Raw genomic sequence first — 21,796 nt, 5'->3', positions numbered from 1 at the left:
GAAAGTATGTATTTTTTACTTACCGTCTTTCCATGATTCGAATTCGGGCAACCATTTGACAGGAACCCATTCGATGATTTGATATTCGGCAACACCTTCGATACAAAAAGGATCGTTATCACAGAATTCCTGAATTTCTTGTCTTGTTGTCGCCCTTGTTAGCAAAACACCCCCCGAACGAGGGTTTTGTGGCCCGGTTGCCAACAATAATTTTTTAGAATAGCCTGTGGCAAGATATTCCCTATGGACTGTTACGAATTTTTCCACAGTCTCCAATGGTACTAAATAGCGCAAAAGAACTACAAATTGTTTCATAAATCTCTCTGAAATGTCAGCTTGGGAAACCTATAAGCGGATAGAAGTAAATTAGTTGTCATTTGTCTATATATATGAAACTTGGACTCAAAATCAAAATAAAAACAAGGTTTTATGAAAGTCAAAATATCTCTTTTTGCCCTGATACTTGGGCTGTTTATTGTTTTTCCTAAGGAATCTTTTTCTCAGGTTCCGGAAAATCCAGAAGGAAAATCAAACCAGGAGTCCAACGAAGCGAAAGAAAACGACAAAGTAGATCAAGAGGAAAATGCGGAAGACCCTCGGTGGAAAAAAGCTGACATTCGGGTCATTGGAGACAAAAAAGATCTGAAACGAATTCCTGGCTCGGCAACAATCATAGGAAAGAAATATCTGGATGAGACCCGACCTATGGATGGAATGGAAGTTTTAAGAAGAGTTCCGGGGGCTTCAGTCAGATACCAGGATCCGGCAGGTCTGACCATGAATCTAGGGTTTCGGGGAGTGAGCAATGAAGTCTCACGTAAGATCTTAGTATTGGAAGACGGCCTATTCACTTCATTGAACCCATATGGTGAACCTGAAATGTATTACACTCCTTCCATTGAAAGGATGGAAAGGATCGAAGTGGTAAAGGGTTCGGGTTCCATTCTTTTCGGACCTTCTACGATCGGAGGGGTTGTCAATTTTATCACTCGCAAACCTCCGAAAGATCCTACTCTTTCCGTTCAAACAATCGGAGGTGAAAACCGCTATGTTTCCAGTATGATAAATTACGGTGGAACTTTCGGAAATACCGGATTCGATATCAATGTTTTGAGAAAACAGGGAGACGGTTTCAGAAATCATCAAGGTTTTTGGGTAAATGAGGCGAATTTAAAAACCATACATCAGTTAAATGATAAGCATTCGATAACCACAAAATTGGGATTTCATCAACAGGAATCACAATCAACTTATATAGGCTTAACGACAGGAATGTTCAATCATAACCCGAAGGACAACCCTGCTGAAAATGATCTTAGAACCATTGAAAGATATTCTTTCTCACTTGGCCATGAATGGACATTGTCAGAAAAAGCAAGAGTCATCACACGGGTTTATTCCGCCTATACGCAAAGAAATTGGGCACGTCAGGAATATTCCAGAAATTCCTCGAGAACCAGTACCAAACCGAGCGATACACTGAATACTTTTGACGGTGAACCATTTAGCGGTCGTTATGGTGATACAATTTGGATGAGGGGAACAAACGCACATCGGGATAGAACTTATAAATTTGCAGGGATTGAAACCAAGCTTCAATATGAATTTGAAACTGCTTCGATCAAACATGAATTGGATACTGGTATTCGTTACCATTACGACTCGGCCAAAGTACAATTATTGACCGGACCGCGTACCTATGATGCGGCTATCTATCCCAATGGTTACGGAAATACACCGGTGATTGCGGTTGAATCCCAAACAAGTTTGGCTAAATCGGGAGATTTGAGAGACGACGAACAAAGAAATGCGAAGGCAGTTTCCCTGTATGTTCAGGATAGAATCCGACTGACTGAAAAACTTTCCGTGATACCCGGGGTTCGTTACGAATCCTTTACTCAAAGTCGCTTGATCATGAAAGGAAGGCAAAATTTCGATCAGGTGAGTTTCAATTATACCAGCGGAACCAATCCCACCGTACAAATGGACAAGGAGGGAAAATCAACTCAGCAGATTTTACTTCCCGGTTTCGGGATAACCTATGATTTGTTTTCCCATTTCACATGGTTTTCCGGGGTACATAGAGGATTTTCTCCTCCGCGGTACGAGTCTGCCATTTCTCCCACTGCACAAGACCTGACACTTAAAGCGGAAAGATCCTGGAATTATGAAACAGGAGTTAGGGGAGACGTTACCAATTACCTGAACATGCAATTGGTAGGCTACTTTTTGGATTTCCAAGATCAAATCATAAATAGTTCGGCAGCAGGCGGGAATCTGGGAGCAAGGCCCGTGAATGCAGGCAGGTCGCAACACAAAGGGATCGAGACAAATCTTACATTTGATTTTGGAAATTTCTTTCAATGGAATTTCAACCTTCCTTTCGATGTGATTTATTCTAGAAATGAAGCTAAATCCAATCAGTACACTTACAATTTGGAAGAATGGACCAAAGGAAATTCAAATCCTCTCGTGCATAAAGATACGAATGGAAATTGGCTTCCTTACGTATCCAAAGATGTAATCACTCTTGCTTTCGGAATCATTATGAAGACAGGGTTTTATATGAGAGCGGAATGGCAGTATTTTTCCAAACAATACCATGATTTGCAAAACACTAAAACCGTTTACTGGTATGATACCGCATCTTTGGACAATCAGGTAAAATCATTATTGGATTATAATGATATCAAATCGGATGCAGATGGTTTGACCGGTATGATACCTGCGTATGAACTTGTGAATGCAAGTATCGGTTATAAGAGAAATGATTGGTCTCTCTTTCTTTCCGGAAAAAATCTAATGGATCGAAAGTATATTTCCACAAGATTGCCGGAAGGAATCCAACCCGGATTATTCAGGCAGATCAATTTCGGAATCACATTCAATCTTTAGAACTCGGTTGTAAAACGTGCGGAACCGGATCCGCCTGTTCCCAGGCTCTGGGTTCTAATTCCGTAGAGAATCGCTTTTTTTACGGATTCATAATCATTGTTATCGCAAAAAAAGAAGAGTGAGATTTTCAAATGTATATGATCGCCGATGCAAACAATATCTCCGTTGTCCAGATAAATCTCTTCTATCTTTTCATAGTCCATGGAACCGGAAGGGGAAGTGATCTTACCCTTGGCGAGAATCATTTCTTTTTTTCTCATACCTTTGAAATATACGTAGGTGATTGGAATCGTTGCTAATAGAACGGTTCCTCCCAAAAATACCAACTGCCAGAAATCGGGAGGAAAACTTTCCCAATAGAACGCATTCAATTCCAATATGGAACCGAATACCAGATTCAAGACAATAAAAGATACAATGCTTGTAGTTGTACCTAGCCATTTGAAAAACGCGGGATTGTAAGTAGAAGTCAGATAATATGATCCGTCACGTTCTTCCCATACCAGACAGGATTCCTGTTTGAATTCCGGGACTGCAAACGCATCAAACTCCGGATCAGGTCTTTTATAAAAAGGAAGATCCAATTCACTGGGATCTCTACTGTTTCCTTGCTCGTTCGTGAGGGAAACTTGTAATGTCTTTGCAAATGTTTCCGCAAAATTGCGGGCCAGAATCGGATTGAGAGACTCCGCAAAAGTTATATTAGGTGCTTCGGGAGAAGTGACTGTATAAACGATAACTGTTCTTGAGCCGTTTTTTGTTTTAACAGTGTAAGTGTATCTGCTCTGTAAAAAGGATTTGATATTGGAAAAACCAATCGAATTGGTTTGTTTTTTCCCTTCCCAAAACTCAATTGTCTTCGTTGCCGGATCAATTATTGTTTTTCTAGAAGTGGAAATGAATCGGTAGATAAGCAGGAAAGGAATAATGGAAAACGCGATAAAAACGGGAAAAAAGATAAAAAGGAAAGTAGAATCGAATTCCACTTCTTCCAATGATACAAATCCGAATCCAAAGAAACTAAAAATCGTTGAAAATACGATCGCAATCAATGCGAATTTAGGAAATGTTCCGGAACCTGATCTATGATCCGGAAAATGAAGTTTTTCTTTCATAAGTTTTGAGACGGCTCCATAAATAAGTAACCTTGTGAAAATTCGATTCCCAGTGATTCGATTGTGCTTTGAATCTCCTGGGAAGACACGAATTCAGCGACAACTTTCGCACCGATTCCATGCGCTAGATCCACAATTCCTTTTACTAACAAAGCAGCTGTTTGGTTGTGGGGAAGCTCACGGATAAACTGGCCGTCAATTTTGATGTAATCCGGATCGATTTCAAGTAACCTTGATAAATTGGAATATTGAACACCAAAATCATCGATGGCAATCTGGCAACCTATGGATTTCAGTTCTCTGATCGTATTAACGCTGTTTTTGTTTTCCGAAAAACTGATATCTTCCAAAATCTCGAACGTGATCCGATTGGCAGCCATCTTATAATGAGCGAGTCTTGCTGCTACCCATTTGCTGAAACTTTTATATTCAAGCTCTGCTTCCGTCAGGTTGATCGAAAATTCGAATGTTCTGTCTTTGAAATAATTCATAGACTCGTCTATCATTTGTAAGCCTATCATACGAATCGAGCCTGTGGACTTTGCAAGGTCTAAAAATACTGCCGGCACTAGAAAACTGTTTTTGTCTCTGATCCGGGCCAAACATTCGAATTTGGTAATCGTTTTGGTTTTGTTATCCCTAATTCCTTGGAAAAAGGGGACTATATTTTTTTCGTTGATCGCTCTTGTGATCTTCTGGCTGAGTTGGAAGTTTTGCAAATGATGGTCGGTGGATAAATCCTCATTATAAGGAACAAATTCGACTGAATTGGTGGACTCCGCTTTGAACAAAGCCAGCTTTGCTTTGTAATAGGCGTCCTCTCTGCCGATTGCGGAAGAAAAATAACACTGCAAATGAAAACTCACTTCATCCAAAAGGATATCATCGGATTTGATGAGCAGTCGGAAAGCTTCTACGTTTGCGATTAGATCGGTTTCCAGGTTTTCGGAAAGAATCGCGAGCTCATCTTCGTAAAGATGATATACTTTTGCCTCATCTTTCAAATGTGTGGATAACATTCGGAGGAATTTGGATACGATTTTACGATAAATTTCAATTCCAAAGTTTTTAATGATATTGGGGTAGGAGACGATTTTGATTAGTACTATGGTCACATTTTGGAACGTTTTGTCCGGTTTTGACAAAACCCGGATTAGGCTTTCGAAATTAGGGAAACCTGTCTCAGGGTTGAAGAATAAGGATTTTTCCAATTCTTTGTTTTTTTGTTCCAAAGATTTGTCCGTGTAGAAGGAATCTATTGCCTGTTTTATGGTAAGTTCCAGGTCGTTAGCATCCCAAGGTTTTGCTAGGTATCTGTACAAACAGCCGTGATTGAGTGCATTTCCCACAGCCTGAGCAGGTGCCTGGCCCGTTAACATGATCTTTTTGGTGTTCGGGTTAGTTGATTGGAGTTCAATTAAGAATTCGTCCCCTTTTTGCCCGGGCATCACCTGATCGCATATAACGACTGGTATGTCCTCACCCGCTTCATTGATTTCTCCTATGATTTCTTTTGCAGATTCCGCACTTTCCGCTGTTTCTATCGTAAAATCATTGCCAAAGACTTTTTTAAGTTGTTCTTTTAAATTCCAGAGAATGAAGAATTCGTCGTCAATACAGATGATATATCGTTTTTCTTCCAAAGATTAAATCCTTAAACGGGCCGTGAGTAAATTACCCTGAAGCAATTTTGCAAATTGGCAAGAAATATTTAAGATTGACATTTTTAATAGATGGGATTTAGTCTATCCCGTTCCTGTCAGACCGACCTGGAGCATCTTATCGTTTATGAGGACAGGAATGAGTTCTAAGAAAATCTACGTTGGCAATATGAAGTTTTCCCTTAAGGAAGAAAATATCAGACAAATCTTCTCCGTTTATGGTGCAATCCAAGACCTAAAAATGGTGTATGATAGAGAAACGGGTAACTTTAGAGGTTTTGCATTTATTACTTACGCGAACGAGGAAGCAGCAAAGGAAGCTGTGGAACAAATGAACGGACAGGAAGTTGACGGGCGGAATTTGAAAGTCACTTTTGCTGAAGACAAAAGAAAAGAAAGACAGTTCTAAAATTCTCTTTTCTTCTTATCCCTAATTCTTTATAGAGGGAGAGATGCAATCTCCCTCTCCTTCCTCTTTTAAAGTCAATTATATCGAAGACTATTCTCCTCCGGTTTGGTTAACGCCGAAGGCCCATATTCGTTTTGATCTTGATACGGAAAATACCGTAGTTCGAACGGAATACGAAGTTTGTCTAAATTCCGACCAAGATGGCAAAAGTTTGCCTCCTTTATTCTTGAACGGGGAGGGGTTGGAGTTCCTGTCCTTACGGGTGGACGGAGCGATCTGCGATCCGGGCGCATATCAGATTACGAAAGATGGTCTAACACTTAACGATCCTCCCGGTGAGCAGTTCCAACTGGTGGTTGAGAACAAAATTTCTCCCAAAAAAAATACCGGACTGGAAGGGTTATATCAATCCAATTCCATGCTTTGCACTCAGAACGAGCCGGAGGGTTTTCGTAAGATTACATACTCAGTCGACAGACCTGATAATATGATCCGGTTTTCAGTAAGCCTTGTGGGAGACAAAGAATATTTCCCGATATTACTTTCCAATGGAAACCATATAGAAACCAAAGAAATCCCAGGGGGAAAACAGGAAGTGATTTGGGAAGATCCTTTTCCCAAACCTACTTATTTGTTTGCAGTGGTGGCAGGGGACTTGGCGGAAACGAAGAGCACCTATACGACGTTATCTGGTAAGGAAATTGTCCTAAAGATTTTTGTAGATAAGGGAAATCAGGATAAAACCGAATTTGCAATGTATTCCTTGAAAGAAGCAATGCGTTGGGACGAAGAAACCTTCGGACTGGAATACGATTTGGATCTTTATATGATCGTTGCAGTGGATGATTTCAATATGGGAGCGATGGAAAACAAAGGATTGAATCTATTCAATTCGAAACTTGTTCTTGCAGATAAAAAATCGGCAACGGATGAAACATTCGAATCTATCCTTGGTGTGGTAGCTCATGAATACTTTCATAATTATACGGGAAATAGGGTCACTCTTCGAAACTGGTTCAATCTCACTTTAAAGGAAGGTCTTACCGTTTTTCGTGACCAATGGTTTACAGAAGACAAAACCGACCCTGCGGTAAAACGGATCAAAGACGTTACTCTTCTTATGGATCATCAGTTTCCGGAAGATGCGGGACCAATGTCTCATCCGATCGTTCCCAAATCCTATGTGGAAATGAATAATTTTTACACAGTGACTGTTTATGAAAAAGGCGCCGAAGTGATTCGGATGTTGTCCGTGATTTTAGGAAGGGAAGGTTTTAAAAAAGGACTGAAAAACTATCTTGGTCGTTATGACGGTAAAGGGGTCACTTACGAAGAATTCATTCGCTCCATGGAAGAGGCAAATCAACTAGAACTTCCTATGTTTCGCAATTGGTATGATCGGAAAGGAACGCCGAATATAGAGGTTTCAGAAGATTGGGATGAAAATACGGGAACTTATTCTTTGGAATTTACGGATACTGACAAAACGGATTTTCCTCTTTTGTTTCCGATCCCGATCGCTTTATTCGATGAGGACGGATCCGTGTTAAAAGAAGAATTGTTTATCGCAAGCGGGTTCAAATCAGAAGTTAGATGGGACGGTTTTTTGCGGAAGCCGATCGCATCCGTTTTTAGGAATTTTTCCGCTCCTGTAAAGGTTAAATTCGATAGAAACAGAGAAGACATCGTTTTTCTCGCCAAACAGGAGAAAGATGGGTTTTCCAGGTTTTTTGCACTTCAGGAAGTGATCAAACAATGTTTTGAGTCAAGCCTCGAAGGAAAAGAGATAATAAAGATGCCGGAAGTTTTACAAGTCATCGAAAACACTTTATCAGACAGAAAGAACCTGGCAAAAGATTATCTCAGTTACTTATTGGGCTTTCCTTCGATCGGAAATTTAGCCGAGTCCTTGCAGGTATTCGATTATGAAATCATAGAGAAAAACAGAAATCTATGGCTAGCAACAATCGCAGACAGGTTTGTAACAAGTTTCCAGGAAATCTATGAAGAAAATAGAATCAGTCTTCCAACGCAAACCAGAACCGAAATAGGCAAAAGAAGACTGCAAAACACTTCTTTGTATTACCTGTTTCATTCTAAAAATAGCCTAAGCCGTTTGGGAGGTTTGGCCCTTCAGAAACAAAGAGATGCCAAACACATGAGTGAAGAACTTTCCATTGTACGCTTGTTAAGTGAGATGAATCATGAATTGAGATCGGAAAGTTTTGCTATGTTTTACGAAAAATGGAAATCGGAGCCTTTGGTATTGGACTATTGGTTTGCAGCACAGGTCGGATTCGGAGCGGATGCATTAGCGACCGTAAAACGGTTGAAAGATCATGAAAAATTCAATTGGTCAAATCCGAATCGTGTTCGATCTCTCATCGGATCTTTTGCCCGTAATCCTCTCTCTTTTCACAAAGCGGACGGAAGCGGATATCAGTTCTTAGGTGAGTCAATAAAAAAATTGAATTCAATCAATCCTCAGATTGCTGCAAACCTTACAAAGTTATTTCAAAATGCTTGGTTGCAGACAGGTCAAAGACCTACGATAGCGGCTGAGGTTTTGGAAGATTTGTTAAATATCCCCCATCTTTCCCGGGAAGTGACAGAGATTGTCACAACCATAAGAAAAGGATGGGGACTATAAAAAGATAGTAGGGGTCTACTAATTGTACATACTTTTGATGAGAGAGTTGTATTTATCATGAATTACATTCCTTTTCATTTTGAAAAGGTTTGTAAGTTCATCTCCCACTTCCATTGCCTTCGGTAAAAAACGGAAGTCAGTCAGTTTTTCAAAAGACTTGAAGCCGTTTTCGGATGAGATTTGTTTCTTTATAATATTTTGGTAGAAGTTACGAGCTTCTTTGTTTGCATTCAAATCTTCGCCTTCTTTGAAGTTCACTCCGGCTTCTTTTAATCTTTCCTTGTCCGGCCAAATCAGTGCTGTAAGAGATTTTTGATCCTGTCCTACAACAATTGCCTGGTTGATATGAGGATTTTCGAGAAGTAGATTTTCAATCGGTACTGGTTCCACGTTTTCCCCGCCGAGTAGAACGATCGTATCCTTGACCCTTCCTCGAACGGAAAGTGTATCATTAAAAGAGATGAAACCGAGGTCACCTGTATTCAACCATCCTTCTTTGATGGTCTTGTTTGTTGCCTCTTCGTTTTTATAATAACCTTTCATGACTTGAGGACCTTTTACGTGAATGATCCCCATTTTTCCTCTGGGAACGACTTCTCCCTGTTCGTTGAGGATCTTTACTGTGGTGCCTTCCGGCCAAAATCCTACGGAACCTTGAATCACTTTTCCTACGGAACGAACGGAGATAATGGGCGCACATTCGGTCATTCCGTAACCTTCATACACGGGAATCCCTATCACATTGAAAAACTCGTCCACATGAGAAGGAAGAGCTCCTCCCCCGGAAATCGTTCCATGAAGACTTCCGCCCAAGGCTTCTCTGATTTTTGAGAATACTACCCCGTCTAAAATTTTTGCCAAAAGGAACAAATTGACTGAATTCGTAAGTGCCACTGCGGTATTTTTCGCTCTTTCAAAAGGAGTTTCCTCCTGGATATGCAATTTGTTTCCGGAAAGATAATCCACTCCATCCTTCCAACGTTTGCAGACATCATAAGTAAAATCAAAAAGTTTCTTTCTGTTTTCGGGAGCTTTCTCTAACTTTTGTTTGATGCCAAGGTATAGGTTTTCCCAAAGTCTTGGAGCGGATGCCATAAAACTCGGTTTTATTTTAGTAAAATCATCTCTTAGGTCGCGTACATTCGTATAAGCAATGCTTGCTCCTTCGGCAATGATGGAATAGTCGATGGCTCTTTCGAAAATATGCCAAACGGGAAGGATGGATAGTGTTTTGTCTCCCCCCGTTAAACCGACCTTAAACGGAACTTTCACCACGTTATAAACCATATTCTGGTGGGTGAGCATGACTCCTTTCGGCATCCCGGTGGTTCCCGAAGTATAGATGATGGTAAATAAATCGTCCGGTTTGACTTGTTTTGCTCTCAGTTCCAGAGAAGGAAGATTGCTTCTGTAATCTTCCCCTTTTTTGATAAGATCTTCCAAACTAAAAACGTTCGGGTCTTTGGAAACAAATCCCGGTTCCAGTATGATTGTCTTTTCTACTTTTGTCTCCGGAAGAATCGCTTTTAAAGATTGGTAAAGTTTGTCATGTTCTACGAAACAGAATCGGCTTTCCGAATGTTCCAGAATGTATTGAATTTCCTGAGGAGTGGAATCGGAACCTCGGGGAACATCCACAGCACCGTTTAAAAGTACCGCCATATCTGCGATCGCCCATTCCGTACGATTGTCTGCCATAAGGCCGACCTTGTCTCCCGGTTGCAGGCCCAGCTGGAGAAGCGCAAGTCCTACGTTTTCCGCTTTTCTAAATGCATCATTGAACGTAGTTCCCTGAAAAACTTTCTGGCTGTCTTTGGCAAAAAAAATCTCTTTTGATCCGTAGTTTTTTTTGGCATAATAAAATACGTCATTCAGGGTTGTAAAATTTTTCATTTCTTAAAGAGCTCCGTTCTTCCAGAGAAGTCTTTTCATTTCTGTTCTCTATTCAAGTAATATTTTATTTTTATCTTCTGTCCCTCCGCACTCAGGAAGTATTCGGAAAATGCAGGTTCTTTTTCCGCCATGGGGATCATTTCGTGATCGAAGGAGAAACATTGTTCCAAAAATACCTTTCCTTCCGATTTCTTTTGCAATCGATAATGGCTGAGTGCCAGTTTGTAAAGGATGACTGCATAATATTCTTTTTCCGTTCCGATCTCTCTGGATTTTTTCAGATCCGAAATGGCAAAATCGTCCTTGCCGGCGGAAAGGTTACATGAGGCGCGATAATAATAAAAATAAAAACGAGCGTTGGCCGATAATCGTTTTTCACCTAATCTTTCTAAGCTGGTTAAACAGGAAAGAGGGTCTTTGTCTTGAAATTGAGAATAGGCCAAATTCAAAATCAGCTCCGGATTCTCTTCTCCTTTTTCGTGAAAATAGGTTTTTGCGGCTTCTTTATACGTTTTTTTCGCCTCTTTGAAATTGCCTGAAATATAAAGTAGGTAATATCCTTTGTAGACTAGAATTTCCAGAGAAGATTTTTCACAGACGGAGATATTTAAAAATTCATCGAGAGATCGGGCAAAAGAAGCATAATCTTTCCGAAGGTAATCGACCGAGGCTATTTCTTTCAGGAGGGAACAGGATCTGGAAGAAGGTTTTGTGAATTCTTTTTTTAATTCTTCCAAGGCTCTATTATAAAGTGCGGATGCCAAATCAAGGTTACCTGATTGTAATGCAAGTTTGGCTTCGGATTCTTCCTTTTCACCTATGCCTTCGCAGTATTTGGGTTTTCCAAAATCAAAATAACATGTTCGTTCTTTGTATCCGTTTTCATTTTCATCATATTCGATTTTACTTAAATAACATTTGTCGTAATGCCACCATTCGTCGATTCCCCCGATTCCATTTTTGTCCTTTGTTATTTCTTTGGGACAAGCTTTGGATTCGAAACGGGTGAAACTGTCTTTTTTTCCGTTCCTGGATTCGTCTTCTTCGGAAAAGAACAGGTTGCCCGTTTTATCAAAGTAATCCCATCGGAACGGTCTTAAGTTTTTTTTATCAATCTGAAAATCAATTCGAATATAAGGCTGGTCTTCAGAAAGTTTTGAAAAACAGGAAAATATGTTTTTGCCAGATAATATTTGTAATGTGATGTCTCCGTAGGCATCGTTCAAAGAGTAACGTATATCCGATCTTAATTTCGGGACTGCAAAATTTCCGTGGTATTTTTCCAAATACCTTTGGCAGAAGCTGAAAATTTCATGATTGGCGACTTCTTTGGTCAGATACTGGGGACGATCGCCTCCCAAACTTAACTCGAATCGTTTTGGTGATTTGTCACCGAGAGAATAGTATTCTTTCGCTTCTTTTACAGACACCCAGATTTCTTCCAAAGAGAGTGCGGTTAAAGAAAGAGTAGGTAATCCTAGTATGAGAAACAGAAATATGTTTCTATATTGGAAAAATAGAAACCATTTCAATGTTATTTATTTTTTATTATAAAGATCGAACAGAATCGGGTTTTCATAAGGATTTCCGATTTTGCGGATGGAGAACAACTGAAGCAGAGGAAGACTCTCATCCAGGTAGAAAGCCGCATGATTGTTGTTATAACGAATCAATCCGATTTCCTGGGTTAAATTTCCACCTTTGGCAACGGTGTGTTCAATGATATCTTCTTCATACAATTCTTTGTCGTATTTGTCCTTAAGACCTGTAAATGCATGTAAAATGTAGTTTTCTTCATTTTGCACAGGTTGGCCAAATCGGAGTAATTTACCATCTAAAGTGATTGAATAACCTTTGGAGGAAAATTCTTTGGACTGTTTGTCCCAAACTCTGAATTTGATGTCGTACGCCATATCTGATTACAAATATTTTTACACCCGAATAGAAGACCAAGGAAATTTCAAAAAATTTCTTGGTAAATCAGGAGTTCCATTTAGAATCGGTAGGTATGAAGGTGGTAACGGTATCCAATATCAAAGGGGGAAGTGCAAAATCAACGACTGCGATCCATTTGAGCGAGTCGCTTTCCCGCAGGGGAAAGACCTTAGTGATCGATATGGACATGCAAGCCGATCTGACTGATTTTTTTCTGCCGAACCTTTCTCCCGATTCCGTCGAAGATAAAAACATAATGACTCTCTTACTTGGAAAGTCTTCCATTTCGGAAGTCATTATTCCGGGTAAAGAGATCGATATCATTCCTTCCACTTTGACTCTCTCCAAGTTGGTAAGAATCGCTTCAGATTCCTTTTTTCTATCCCAACAACTGAAGAAAGCTTTGGAGTCGGTAAAATCAAAATACGAATATGTTGTGATCGATACTCCCGGTTCTGCAAAATACGAACTCACGAGTGCACTTTATGTTGCACAGTTGGTCTTGATTCCGGTAACACCTAGCAAATGGGCAATCCGGGCCGTCAATTTATTGTTAGATGAGATCTCTCAGACCGAATCTTTATTCAGTGCCAAGAAAGAGTCCGCATTTCTTCCCTGTCTTTTCGGAGCCTCCAAAAAACACAGAGATATTCTGGAAAGACTGAAAACCATAGAGGAAATTCCCACTCTCAACGAAATTCCCAAATCAGAGTCTATCAAAACCAAAACAGAAAAAAATCAGTTTTTAAAGAAAGGTTCCAATCCCTGGCATGCATTCGATATTTTAGCGGATGAAGTGATCAAACTCATTGACCCTGAAAGTATTTTTCCTTTTTCTGGTTAATCCGATCGCCGGTTTTTCTTTATGAAAAAAAACAATATTTCAGAATTCGATATTGTAGTAAACGGAGTTACGCTTCGGTTTCGAAAATACAAAGGCAAAAAAAGTTCCGATCCCATTATACTCGTTCATGGCCTTTCAGGAAATCTGCAATTTATGAATCGGATTGCAGACGTTTTGCAAGTGTTAGATTGTGATATTTACAGTTATGATCTGAGGGGAAGGGGAAGAAGCGACAAACCCCGCGGCATTTATGATGCGGAAGTTCATGCAAAAGATCTACTCGCGGCAATCAATCATTTGGGTCTCGACCGAATTCGAATTGTTGCGCATTCTTTGGGTGCCTGGGTCTCTCTTGCTTTTGCAAAATCGGCGGGGGATAGGCTTTCGAAACTGATTCTCCTGGACGGGGCGGGCATCCAACCTATTTCCAGAAAATTAAGAAATTTGAATATGGTCCGGCTTTCTCTCAGCCGAATGGGACGGTTTTTTACTTCGAAGGAAGAATACTTTAAGGAAATTGCGGATTCTCCTTTTTTAACTTCTTGGAATAAAAAAATAGAACAGATGTTTGATTATGAACTTTCGGGAAGATTTCGGGATGGAGTGGGCGGCTTGGAATGCAATATTCCTCTTTATGTGATGGAGTCGGAACTCAACTCTTTGGGAGGGAGTCTTACGAACAAAGGTTTGCTTTTGGGTTTGATTTTGCATCCTACCAGTTTTTTCTTAAAAATGAAAAGGAACAATCATCTTCCCTATGCTTCCGTTCAGTCACCCACACTAGTAGTGAGAGCCATGCGTGCGAATCTAAAATACGGAGACGAAATGTTACCAGATCCTTCGTATGCAAGAATCTTAAGAGAGATTCCCAATTCCCGCGGACTCACTTTGCATGAATACAATCATTACCAGTTTATCATCGAAGATTGTCCCGTTTTGGATCGGGAGATGATTTCCTTTTTGGGAGATTCTTATTAGCGTTTATTTTTTGCTAAAACCCTTTTTACTTTTTTGGATTTGTTTTTTTCTGAAGTTTTGATTCCTTCTTCGGGATGATGTTTCAAAATTCTATCCAGGCTTTCAAAATCCAGAATGTACAGATCACAAAATTGGATCGCCTTTGCGGAAGTTGTCCTTTCCGTTTTTTTAAATAGATCCGTTTCTCCGAAAAAACTTCCTTCATTCAATGTGGCAATGACTGTCTTTGTATTTTCCTGATAGATCTCTATTTGGCCTTTGGCAATAAAATAGATATTGTTCGGAAAATCACCTTCTCTGTAGATCCAATCTCCTTTCATAAAAAAAATGGGTTTTAATTCGATCGCCACTTCTCTTTTCAATTCTTCGCTTTTTTCTTTGAAAAACGGAACGGAATCAATCAATTTTTCATGCAGATAAAAACTTACATCCGCTTTGATTCCTATGGGCAAGTCTTCCCAAATATCATCTTCGTCTACTCCATGTTTGTTTTCCCAAAGATTGAAATAATAAGATCTGATTCTATTGGACAGATGATTGGGAAGTTTTTTGTATTTTAAAAACGAATTGACCGAATTCAATTTTTCTTGAAATGCAATTCTGGATATATCTATGGTGGATAAAATCGTTGAAATATTACCGATTACATAACCGTAGATACCAACACCTACTACCATTACTCCCATAGTATATATCGTTTGCGCATTACTTGTCGGAGTGATATCCCCGTAGCCGATCGTTGTGAGAGTGGTTACGGACCAATAGAGGGATCTGATATAACGGGTTATATTATCGCTCTTTGCTAGAAAAGCAGGATTCAATTGGATCCATCCGCAAGCCACCCAATGGGCAAATAGAGAAGTCCAGTAAATAAAAAAGGCCAGACGGAACGTAACCGGACTCATTACTTCCAAAACTTTATATTGATAATCATCCCTTCCTCCCATCGCTAACATTCTAAGAGAACGGAATAATTCGAATACCTTTACCGACCGGACAAGCCGTAATACCCGCAAACTATCTGTTAGACCAAAGTAGGAATAAAAGAACTGCCCGAAAATATCAAATGGAAAGGCGGAACAAAAATCAATGATAAACCAGGAACTTAAATACCGTTTCGCTACAAGCTTTTTGTTTGTAACCAGGGTTCTTTCTTGGAAGTATCCGGTGAAAAAATTCAATACGATATCAATTCCAAATAGAATTTGAATGATCCTTTCATACAAAGCAATTTGCCCGCCGATTTTATAATCGAATACGATCCGAAGAGGAACTTCTATGGCAAAGTAAGTTGTGGCGCAGAACGTAATTAGATCCCAAATTCTTTTCCAGGCTTTATCGGGATGGATCATGATTTAAGTATCGACTTTTCATCACTGTTTTTCAATTGCAAAGAACCTTGGGGGGCAATTTTATGAAAGGTATCGTTTTAAAGGGGTAATTATGTTCGGTGGCGGTGGCAATAAATTCGAGATGTTAAAACAGATGAAGAAGATGCGTTCTCAGGTAAAAACCATGGAGAAGGAGCTTCAAAGTTTGAACTTTGTGGGAGTTTCCAAGAACAAGCTACTTTCAGTCACACTGGATGGAAAATTCAATTTGAAAGCTGTAAACATCGAAGATGAATTGATCGAAAAAAAAGATAAAAACCTTTTGGAAAAATCTTTTCAAGAAGCATTTTCCAAAGCAATGCAAGATGCGCAAGCGGGTGCTGCAAAACAAATGCAGGCCATGGGCGGTTTTCCGGGACTCGGTCTCTAAAAAAGAATCAAAAATAAGGCAGATTTCGCATCTGATTTTTCGCTAAGTATCTGTATCTCCTAGCTCATTCGAGCTAGGAGAATCGGCCAATTAGAATTAACCTGCGGAAAGAATTTCCACTTCTACACGGCGGTTGGCACCGTCTTCCGGTTTCAAACCTGCTGCCGGTTTGGAGGATCCGAATCCTTGAACGGAACCGATTCTTTTTGATTCAATCCCCGAACCGGTGATCGCATCTTTTGCAGTTTCAGCTCTGTTTTGAGATAGTTTCAAGTTTGTATCTTCAGGACCTGTTTTGTTGGCATGACCTGCGATATTGATTTTTGTTTCAGGGTAAGCTGCAAGCGCTTCCGCTAACTTATCAAGGTTTTCCTTACCTTTGCCTTTTAGATCCGCTTTCCCGTCTTCGAAGGAAATTCCTCCGTCCATTTTAACAAGAAGTGCTTCCGTTTCTCCATCCGTACCGGCTACTTTTTCCAATTTGATTCCTTCTTTGGAAAGTTGCTCGTTCATGTTATCATACATCGTATTGAGATAAAAACCGGTTCCAAGACCGGCAAGACAGCCTGCACCAAGTCCGATAATCTTACCTTTGTTTTGCGGTTTCTTTTTTTCCAAAGTAAGTGCTTGTTTGATTTGTTTTTGGAAATTGTTTTTTGTATTTTTGCTTTCTTTTTTTCTTTGTGATTCATCATAAACAGCACCTAACGCAAGACCTACGCCACAACCTATGGAAGTGCTGAGAATAAGTCTTTTCGCATTGTCAGATAGAGAACAAGATACGGAAAAGAGTAAGGATAGCGATGCAATCGCTGCGGTAATTTGTTTCAAGGGATTCTCCTAGAGTGAGAGTGATTAAAAATAAATTCCCCCATATGTCTTTAAAAGAGCAAGAGGATTTCTGAAAGAGGGGGAAAAACTCCCCCTTCCTGGACTAGTACCTGTCCGTCAGTAGTTTCACCACTTGTTCGGGCCTTGTGTTTGCCTGAGCAAGCATGGCGACACCCGACTTGGTGAGAATTTGATTTTTGGTAAACTCCACAACTTCCAATGCCATATCGGCGTCGCGAACTTGAGACTCCGAAGAAACAATATTTACATAATTGTTTCCCAAAGACTTCAAAGTCATATCCAGACGATTATAATAAGCGCCTAGATCCGAACGCATACGGTTTACTTTGGAAATAGCATCGTCAAGCACGAGAAGTGAGTTATTCGCTTTCTCCGGTGTTGAGAGTGCTAGTTTTGTTCCACCCGTTTTTAGTTTTAGAGAAGAACTATTCATCGTATTGATGAATATCTCCACCTTTTCTCCCGCATTGGAGCCTACTTGAAGTGACATGGGAGATTTTCCCGCACGGGAAAATCTTCCGTCCAACGGGCGGATTTTATTGAACTCGGAAGTGTTTCCTATCCTTTCCACCTCTTCCACTAACTGGGATACTTCCAATTGAACTAGTTTTCTATCTTCGTTCGAATAGATCCCGTTAGATGATTGGACTGACAATTCACGAAGTCTTTGCAGAATGGAATTGACTTGTTCCAGAGAGCCTTCCGTTACTTGCAAAAAAGAAAGTCCGTCTTGGGCATTTCTTTCCGCTTGGCCGAGTCCCCTGATTTGGGTCCTGAGTCTTTCCGAAACGGCAAAACCAGGAGCATCATCGCCGGGACGATTGATTCTCATTCCGGTCGATAAACGCTCCATGGACTTGTCCATGTCTCGATTGGTATTGTGAAGCGAACGCCTTGCGACGAGCGCACTTACGTTGTGATTGATAATCATAGTCACACCCTCCTGTGTGTACATGACCCGCTTGTTTCCCTACAGGCGGAGAAAAGAAAAACCCAAGTCCGCTAGTACAAAATCTTTTCCATGAGGTTAAAGGATTTGTACTTCGATATGGGGCGAGGGTTGCCTTCCTCGTAGACCCAATGAATTTTGCCTTTCCCTTCAAATATAGCTCCCTCAATCTGTGTCTGTAAAGAAAATTTGCAAGGATAGAGATAATAATTTTGAAAATCTATACGAAAGCAGGCGATGCAGGACAGACCTATCTTGCCTCAGGTGTTCGGGTTCCCAAGACGGATGGAAGGGTGGAACTGTATGGAACTTGCGACGAATTGAATTCTTTTTTAGGGCTCGCTCTTACATACTGTAAATTAAAAGATCCTAGATTTGCAGAAGTGCTTTCGGGGATCCAGCATTTGCTATTTGAAGTAGGATCCGAGCTTGCGGGATACATTCCCAAAGGGCAAACCGAATCCATAATCAAGGAAGAAGATATCGCTTCTTTGGAAACCGAAATCGACCGACTAACAGAAAGTCTGATTCCTCTCAAAAACTTTGTTTTACCCGGTGGCACGGAACTTGCTTCTGCATTGCATATTGCCCGCACTGTTAGTCGTAGATTGGAAAGAGATGTGATCCGTTATATTGAGTCGGGGGGAAATGTTTCCCAATCCATTCGCACCTATCTCAATCGATTGTCCGATTATTTTTTCACTGCGGCACGATTTGCAAACCAGGCGGAAGGGGTTTCGGAAACTACATGGAAATCCAGAACCAAACCTTAGATAAACATCCCAAAGGTCTGCCTTCTCTTTTTCTCACGGAGATGTGGGAACGTATGAGTTATTACGGAATGCGCGCCTTACTCGTGCTTTATCTTGTCAAAGAACTTCATTTTTCAGACGAAGATGCGGGGCAAGTCTACGGGTTATACACAAGTCTAGTGTATCTAACTCCTGTTTTGGGGGGATATCTTGCAGATAAATACTTAGGTTATAAAAAAGCGATCTATATAGGATCGGTTTTGATGTTATTCGGGCATTTGAGTTTGGCTGTGCCGGATCTCAAATTTTTTTATTTGGGTCTCGGACTCATTATATTTGGAAACGGTTTTTTCAAACCGAATATGTCTACTCTTGTGGGAAAATTATACAAAGGAAAACCCAAACTACGTGACAGCGGTTACACCATTTTTTATATGGGAATCAATTTAGGAGGACTTCTGGGTCCGGTACTCTGCGGAAGTCTGGGAGAAAAAGTAGATTGGCATTACGGATTCGGAGCCGCAGGGATCGGAATGGCAATCGGGATTACGGTATTTTATTTCGGCTCCAAAAAATTGCCTGAATCCGTCTGGTTGCAGGATCCGGAACAAAAGTCTAAACCTGGTGATGCGAACCAGCTAACGAAAGCAAATGATCGGAATATGCAAAAACGAATAGGACTGATCGTAATCTTATCTTTTTTCAGTATCTTCTTTTGGATGGCATTCGAGCAAATGGGATCTTCGCTCAATTTGTTCGCAGACCGTCATACGGACCGAACCTTCTTGCGATATGAGATTCCCGCTTCTCTATTTCAATCCATCAATCCTCTTCTGATCCTGGTTCTTGGTCCGATCTTTGCCTATTTTTGGAAAAAACTTTCAGAAAAGAAAATGGATCCCGACCCTATTTTAAAATTTACATTCAGTCTGTTCTTCTTAGGACTTGGATTTTTGACAATGGTTTGGGCTTCCAAGATTGTGAGCACAGGCGTTCTTGCCGGTGTGTGGTATCTATTCGGTGCCTATTTCTGGAATACAGTGAGCGAATTGTTTTTGTCTCCTGTCGGACTTTCTTTCGTAAGTAAAACCGCACCGGTCAGGTATGTAAGTATGCTTATGGGGATTTGGTTTTTATCCAACGCTGTGGGTCATTATTTTGCAGGGTTTTTGTCCGGTTATGTGAAACAATTTGCGGAGCCTTCCCATTTTTATCTTTTTTTTGTAGTTACATCCTGGGGGGCAGGTGCGTTGTTATTCGGTCTCTGGTTTGTATTGAAAGACTGGTTGCAAGAAGATTGATTTCCCGGAGAACTGTTTTGCTTTTATAAGGAAACTTTTTTGTCATTGGTTTCGATCTTTACCCTGAAGTTTTATTGACTAGTTCTTCTATCTCCTGGTATCTTTCCTCTCCTGAAAGTTCTAATACCTGTTCTGCGAGTAATTTTGATTTCCACGTGGAAGTCTCCGCAATTTTCGCTCTTACTTTTTGCATCAATGGAACGGCACAGGATAGATCTCTAAACCCGAGTCCCATAAGAACGGCGGTAAACATCGGATCACTCGCGATCTCTCCGCAGATGGAAATGGGTTTTCGTTGGGACTTTGCCACATCAACAATGTTTTTTAAAAGAAGCAGAAACACAACATGCCATGGATTGTACAAATCGTTCACTACGTGGTTGTTTCTTTCCACTGCGAGCAGGTATTGCAAAAGATCATTGGTTCCGACACTGTAAAAATCCACATACTTTCCGATAAAAGGAAGATTCAATGCGCAGGCAGGAGTTTCCACCATGATCCCCAGAGGGATTTGTTTAGTAATATCGATTCCTTCCTCTTTCAGTTCACGAATGCATTCCTGCCAGAGCAATTTTGCTTCCAATACTTCCGTGAGAGTAGTAATCATAGGGAGCATAACATGCATGGTTCCGTATTCACTGGCACGAAGCAGTGCACGGATCTGTTCTTTGAAAAAATGAGGATGACGGAGTAGGTAACGGATTCCCCTGCTTCCCAGGAAAGGATTCGCTTCTTCATAGCCATTCTCCATTTTGTCGGCACCGATGTCCCAAACCCGGAAAGTAACAGGCCTATTGTCCATGGAAACTAATATTTGTTTGTATGCTGAAAATTGTTCCTCTTCCGTAGGTTTGTGGTCAGTATAATTGATAAATAAAATTTCAGTTCTGACAAGCCCGATCCCTGCGGCACCCTTATTGAATGCAGTCTGGACTTCTTCAGCGGAGTCAACATTGACTTTAATGGAAAAACGGATTCCATCTTTGGTTTTTAATTCCTTTTTTTCCTCTATCTGAACGGAAGCATTGAATTGACTTTGCAATCCGTGCAGTTTGATTTCGGATAAGCTGGGAAATCGATTGAGAATCCCTTTGGAAGCGTCAAGCAAAACATAATCTTCATCATCAACATGTGAGGTGATGTTTTTCAGACCTACGATCGTCGGAATCCCGAAGTTACGTGCAATGATCGCCATATGGCCCGTCTTACCGCCGTAATCTGTTGCAATTCCTTTGATCTTGCTTTTATCTATGGTAATCATCTCCGATGGAGTGATTTCTTTTGCGATGAGTATGATATGATCCGGTAGGTTCGCATTTGCATCCGGTGGTTTTTCCGCTTCCAGATTGGCGGCAAGTCTTTTGCCTATGTCCAGAATATGATCCGCTCTTTCCCTGAAAAATTCATCCGGAATGGCTTGAAATTCTTCATACAAGGAGCTAACGGCTGTTTCCAATGCAAGGTTGGCACTTTCCTTGCCTTGAGTGATCCTTTCCACCACCCGGGCGCGAAAAAGAGGGTCATTGAAAAATACCACTTGGGATTCCAGGATTTCCACCAATTCTCTTTGGCCCGGATCATGGGAATGATTATAGATAAGGGAGGTAAGTTCCGCTTCCGTTTTTTCCAAACTTTGTTTGAAAAGATCTAATTCTTGTTTTACTTCTTGGGGAGAGAGGTCGGTACGTTCCTCTTTTTTCTTGCGGGGAGGGCGCCATTTATAGACTTTTCCGTAAACTACACCGGAATAGGCGGAAATTCCTTTGAATATAACCTTTTCTTCTACCATGGTCTTGTCGCC

Annotated in this window: 18 protein-coding genes; 8 read left to right on the top strand and 10 right to left on the bottom strand. The window is 40.6% G+C overall.

The window, feature by feature from the left end:
• Window positions 1-15: 15 nt before the first annotated feature.
• Window positions 16-315, bottom strand: coding sequence for a YciI family protein (locus EHS11_RS16305; RefSeq protein ID WP_135765416.1), 300 nt, complete (start codon window positions 313-315; stop codon window positions 16-18).
• Window positions 316-429: 114 nt separating this feature from the next.
• Here EHS11_RS16305 and EHS11_RS16300 point away from each other — a divergent pair, with 114 nt between their 5' ends.
• On the top strand, window positions 430-2,895 hold the full coding sequence (locus tag EHS11_RS16300; RefSeq protein ID WP_135765415.1) for a TonB-dependent receptor family protein: 2,466 nt from the start codon (window positions 430-432) through the stop codon (window positions 2,893-2,895).
• Here EHS11_RS16300 and EHS11_RS16295 read toward each other — a convergent pair.
• Window positions 2,892-4,010: a hypothetical protein gene (locus EHS11_RS16295; RefSeq protein ID WP_135765414.1), complete on the bottom strand. Its 1,119-nt coding sequence runs from the start codon at window positions 4,008-4,010 to the stop codon at window positions 2,892-2,894. The genes EHS11_RS16300 and EHS11_RS16295 overlap by 4 nt on opposite strands.
• Window positions 4,007-5,653, bottom strand: coding sequence for an EAL domain-containing response regulator (locus EHS11_RS16290; RefSeq protein WP_135765413.1), 1,647 nt, complete (start codon window positions 5,651-5,653; stop codon window positions 4,007-4,009). Before EHS11_RS16290 ends, EHS11_RS16295 begins: the two co-directional genes overlap by 4 nt.
• A 157-nt stretch (window positions 5,654-5,810) precedes the next feature.
• Between EHS11_RS16290 and EHS11_RS16285 the strand changes: the two genes are divergently transcribed.
• Both EHS11_RS16285 and pepN read left to right on the top strand, forming a co-directional pair.
• Window positions 5,811-6,080: an RNA recognition motif domain-containing protein gene (locus EHS11_RS16285; RefSeq protein WP_135765412.1), complete on the top strand. Its 270-nt coding sequence runs from the start codon at window positions 5,811-5,813 to the stop codon at window positions 6,078-6,080.
• A gap of 43 nt (window positions 6,081-6,123) precedes the next feature.
• A complete protein-coding gene (pepN, locus tag EHS11_RS16280; RefSeq protein WP_135765411.1) occupies window positions 6,124-8,730 on the top strand; it encodes an aminopeptidase N in 2,607 nt (868 codons plus the stop codon).
• An 18-nt stretch (window positions 8,731-8,748) separates the two neighbouring features.
• Here the strand turns inward: pepN and EHS11_RS16275 are convergent, their stop codons facing one another.
• The 3 genes from EHS11_RS16275 to EHS11_RS16265 are packed head-to-tail and all read right to left on the bottom strand — an operon-like array spanning window position 8,749 to window position 12,536.
• Window positions 8,749-10,623: an AMP-dependent synthetase/ligase gene (locus EHS11_RS16275; RefSeq protein WP_135765410.1), complete on the bottom strand. Its 1,875-nt coding sequence runs from the start codon at window positions 10,621-10,623 to the stop codon at window positions 8,749-8,751.
• 35 nt (window positions 10,624-10,658) lie between these two features.
• Window positions 10,659-12,155: a tetratricopeptide repeat protein gene (locus EHS11_RS16270; RefSeq protein WP_135765409.1), complete on the bottom strand. Its 1,497-nt coding sequence runs from the start codon at window positions 12,153-12,155 to the stop codon at window positions 10,659-10,661.
• A 6-nt stretch (window positions 12,156-12,161) separates the two neighbouring features.
• The gene (locus EHS11_RS16265) at window positions 12,162-12,536 is read right to left on the bottom strand and encodes a YopX family protein (RefSeq protein WP_135765408.1); all 375 of its coding nucleotides are present in this window, start codon (window positions 12,534-12,536) and stop codon (window positions 12,162-12,164) included.
• Window positions 12,537-12,631: 95 nt separating this feature from the next.
• Between EHS11_RS16265 and EHS11_RS16260 the strand changes: the two genes are divergently transcribed.
• Window positions 12,632-13,402: a ParA family protein gene (locus EHS11_RS16260; protein WP_135765407.1), complete on the top strand. Its 771-nt coding sequence runs from the start codon at window positions 12,632-12,634 to the stop codon at window positions 13,400-13,402.
• Between the two features lie 21 nt (window positions 13,403-13,423).
• A complete protein-coding gene (locus EHS11_RS16255; RefSeq protein ID WP_135765406.1) occupies window positions 13,424-14,380 on the top strand; it encodes an alpha/beta fold hydrolase in 957 nt (318 codons plus the stop codon).
• Here EHS11_RS16255 and EHS11_RS16250 read toward each other — a convergent pair.
• Window positions 14,377-15,732: an ion transporter gene (locus EHS11_RS16250; protein ID WP_135765405.1), complete on the bottom strand. Its 1,356-nt coding sequence runs from the start codon at window positions 15,730-15,732 to the stop codon at window positions 14,377-14,379. The genes EHS11_RS16255 and EHS11_RS16250 overlap by 4 nt on opposite strands.
• Before the next feature lie 91 nt (window positions 15,733-15,823).
• Between EHS11_RS16250 and EHS11_RS16245 the strand changes: the two genes are divergently transcribed.
• Window positions 15,824-16,141, top strand: a complete 318-nt coding sequence (locus tag EHS11_RS16245) for a YbaB/EbfC family nucleoid-associated protein (protein WP_135765404.1) — start codon at window positions 15,824-15,826, stop codon at window positions 16,139-16,141.
• Window positions 16,142-16,237: 96 nt separating this feature from the next.
• Here the strand turns inward: EHS11_RS16245 and EHS11_RS16240 are convergent, their stop codons facing one another.
• Window positions 16,238-16,972 carry an OmpA family protein gene (locus tag EHS11_RS16240; protein WP_135765403.1) on the bottom strand — a complete coding sequence of 245 codons (735 nt, stop codon included), beginning with the start codon at window positions 16,970-16,972 and terminating at the stop codon, window positions 16,238-16,240.
• 103 nt (window positions 16,973-17,075) lie between these two features.
• The gene (locus EHS11_RS16235) at window positions 17,076-17,924 is read right to left on the bottom strand and encodes a flagellin N-terminal helical domain-containing protein (protein ID WP_135765518.1); all 849 of its coding nucleotides are present in this window, start codon (window positions 17,922-17,924) and stop codon (window positions 17,076-17,078) included.
• Window positions 17,925-18,154: 230 nt separating this feature from the next.
• Here EHS11_RS16235 and EHS11_RS16230 point away from each other — a divergent pair, with 230 nt between their 5' ends.
• Both EHS11_RS16230 and EHS11_RS16225 read left to right on the top strand, forming a co-directional pair.
• Window positions 18,155-18,715 (top strand): cob(I)yrinic acid a,c-diamide adenosyltransferase, encoded by a 561-nt coding sequence (locus EHS11_RS16230; protein WP_135765402.1) that lies wholly within the window; start codon window positions 18,155-18,157, stop codon window positions 18,713-18,715.
• Entirely contained in the window at window positions 18,691-19,995 is a 1,305-nt protein-coding gene (locus EHS11_RS16225) for a peptide MFS transporter (protein WP_135765401.1), read from the top strand. Before EHS11_RS16230 ends, EHS11_RS16225 begins: the two co-directional genes overlap by 25 nt.
• Before the next feature lie 58 nt (window positions 19,996-20,053).
• On the opposite strand, the gene ptsP is transcribed toward EHS11_RS16225, so the two are convergent.
• Window positions 20,054-21,784 carry a phosphoenolpyruvate--protein phosphotransferase gene (gene ptsP / locus EHS11_RS16220; protein ID WP_135765400.1) on the bottom strand — a complete coding sequence of 577 codons (1,731 nt, stop codon included), beginning with the start codon at window positions 21,782-21,784 and terminating at the stop codon, window positions 20,054-20,056.
• Window positions 21,785-21,796 lie beyond the last annotated feature (12 nt).

Origin of the sequence: Leptospira ilyithenensis (assembly GCF_004771005.1) — a bacterium.
Lineage (GTDB): Bacteria > Spirochaetota > Leptospiria > Leptospirales > Leptospiraceae > Leptospira_A > Leptospira_A ilyithenensis.
This window is presented reverse-complemented; position numbering and strand designations above follow the sequence as displayed.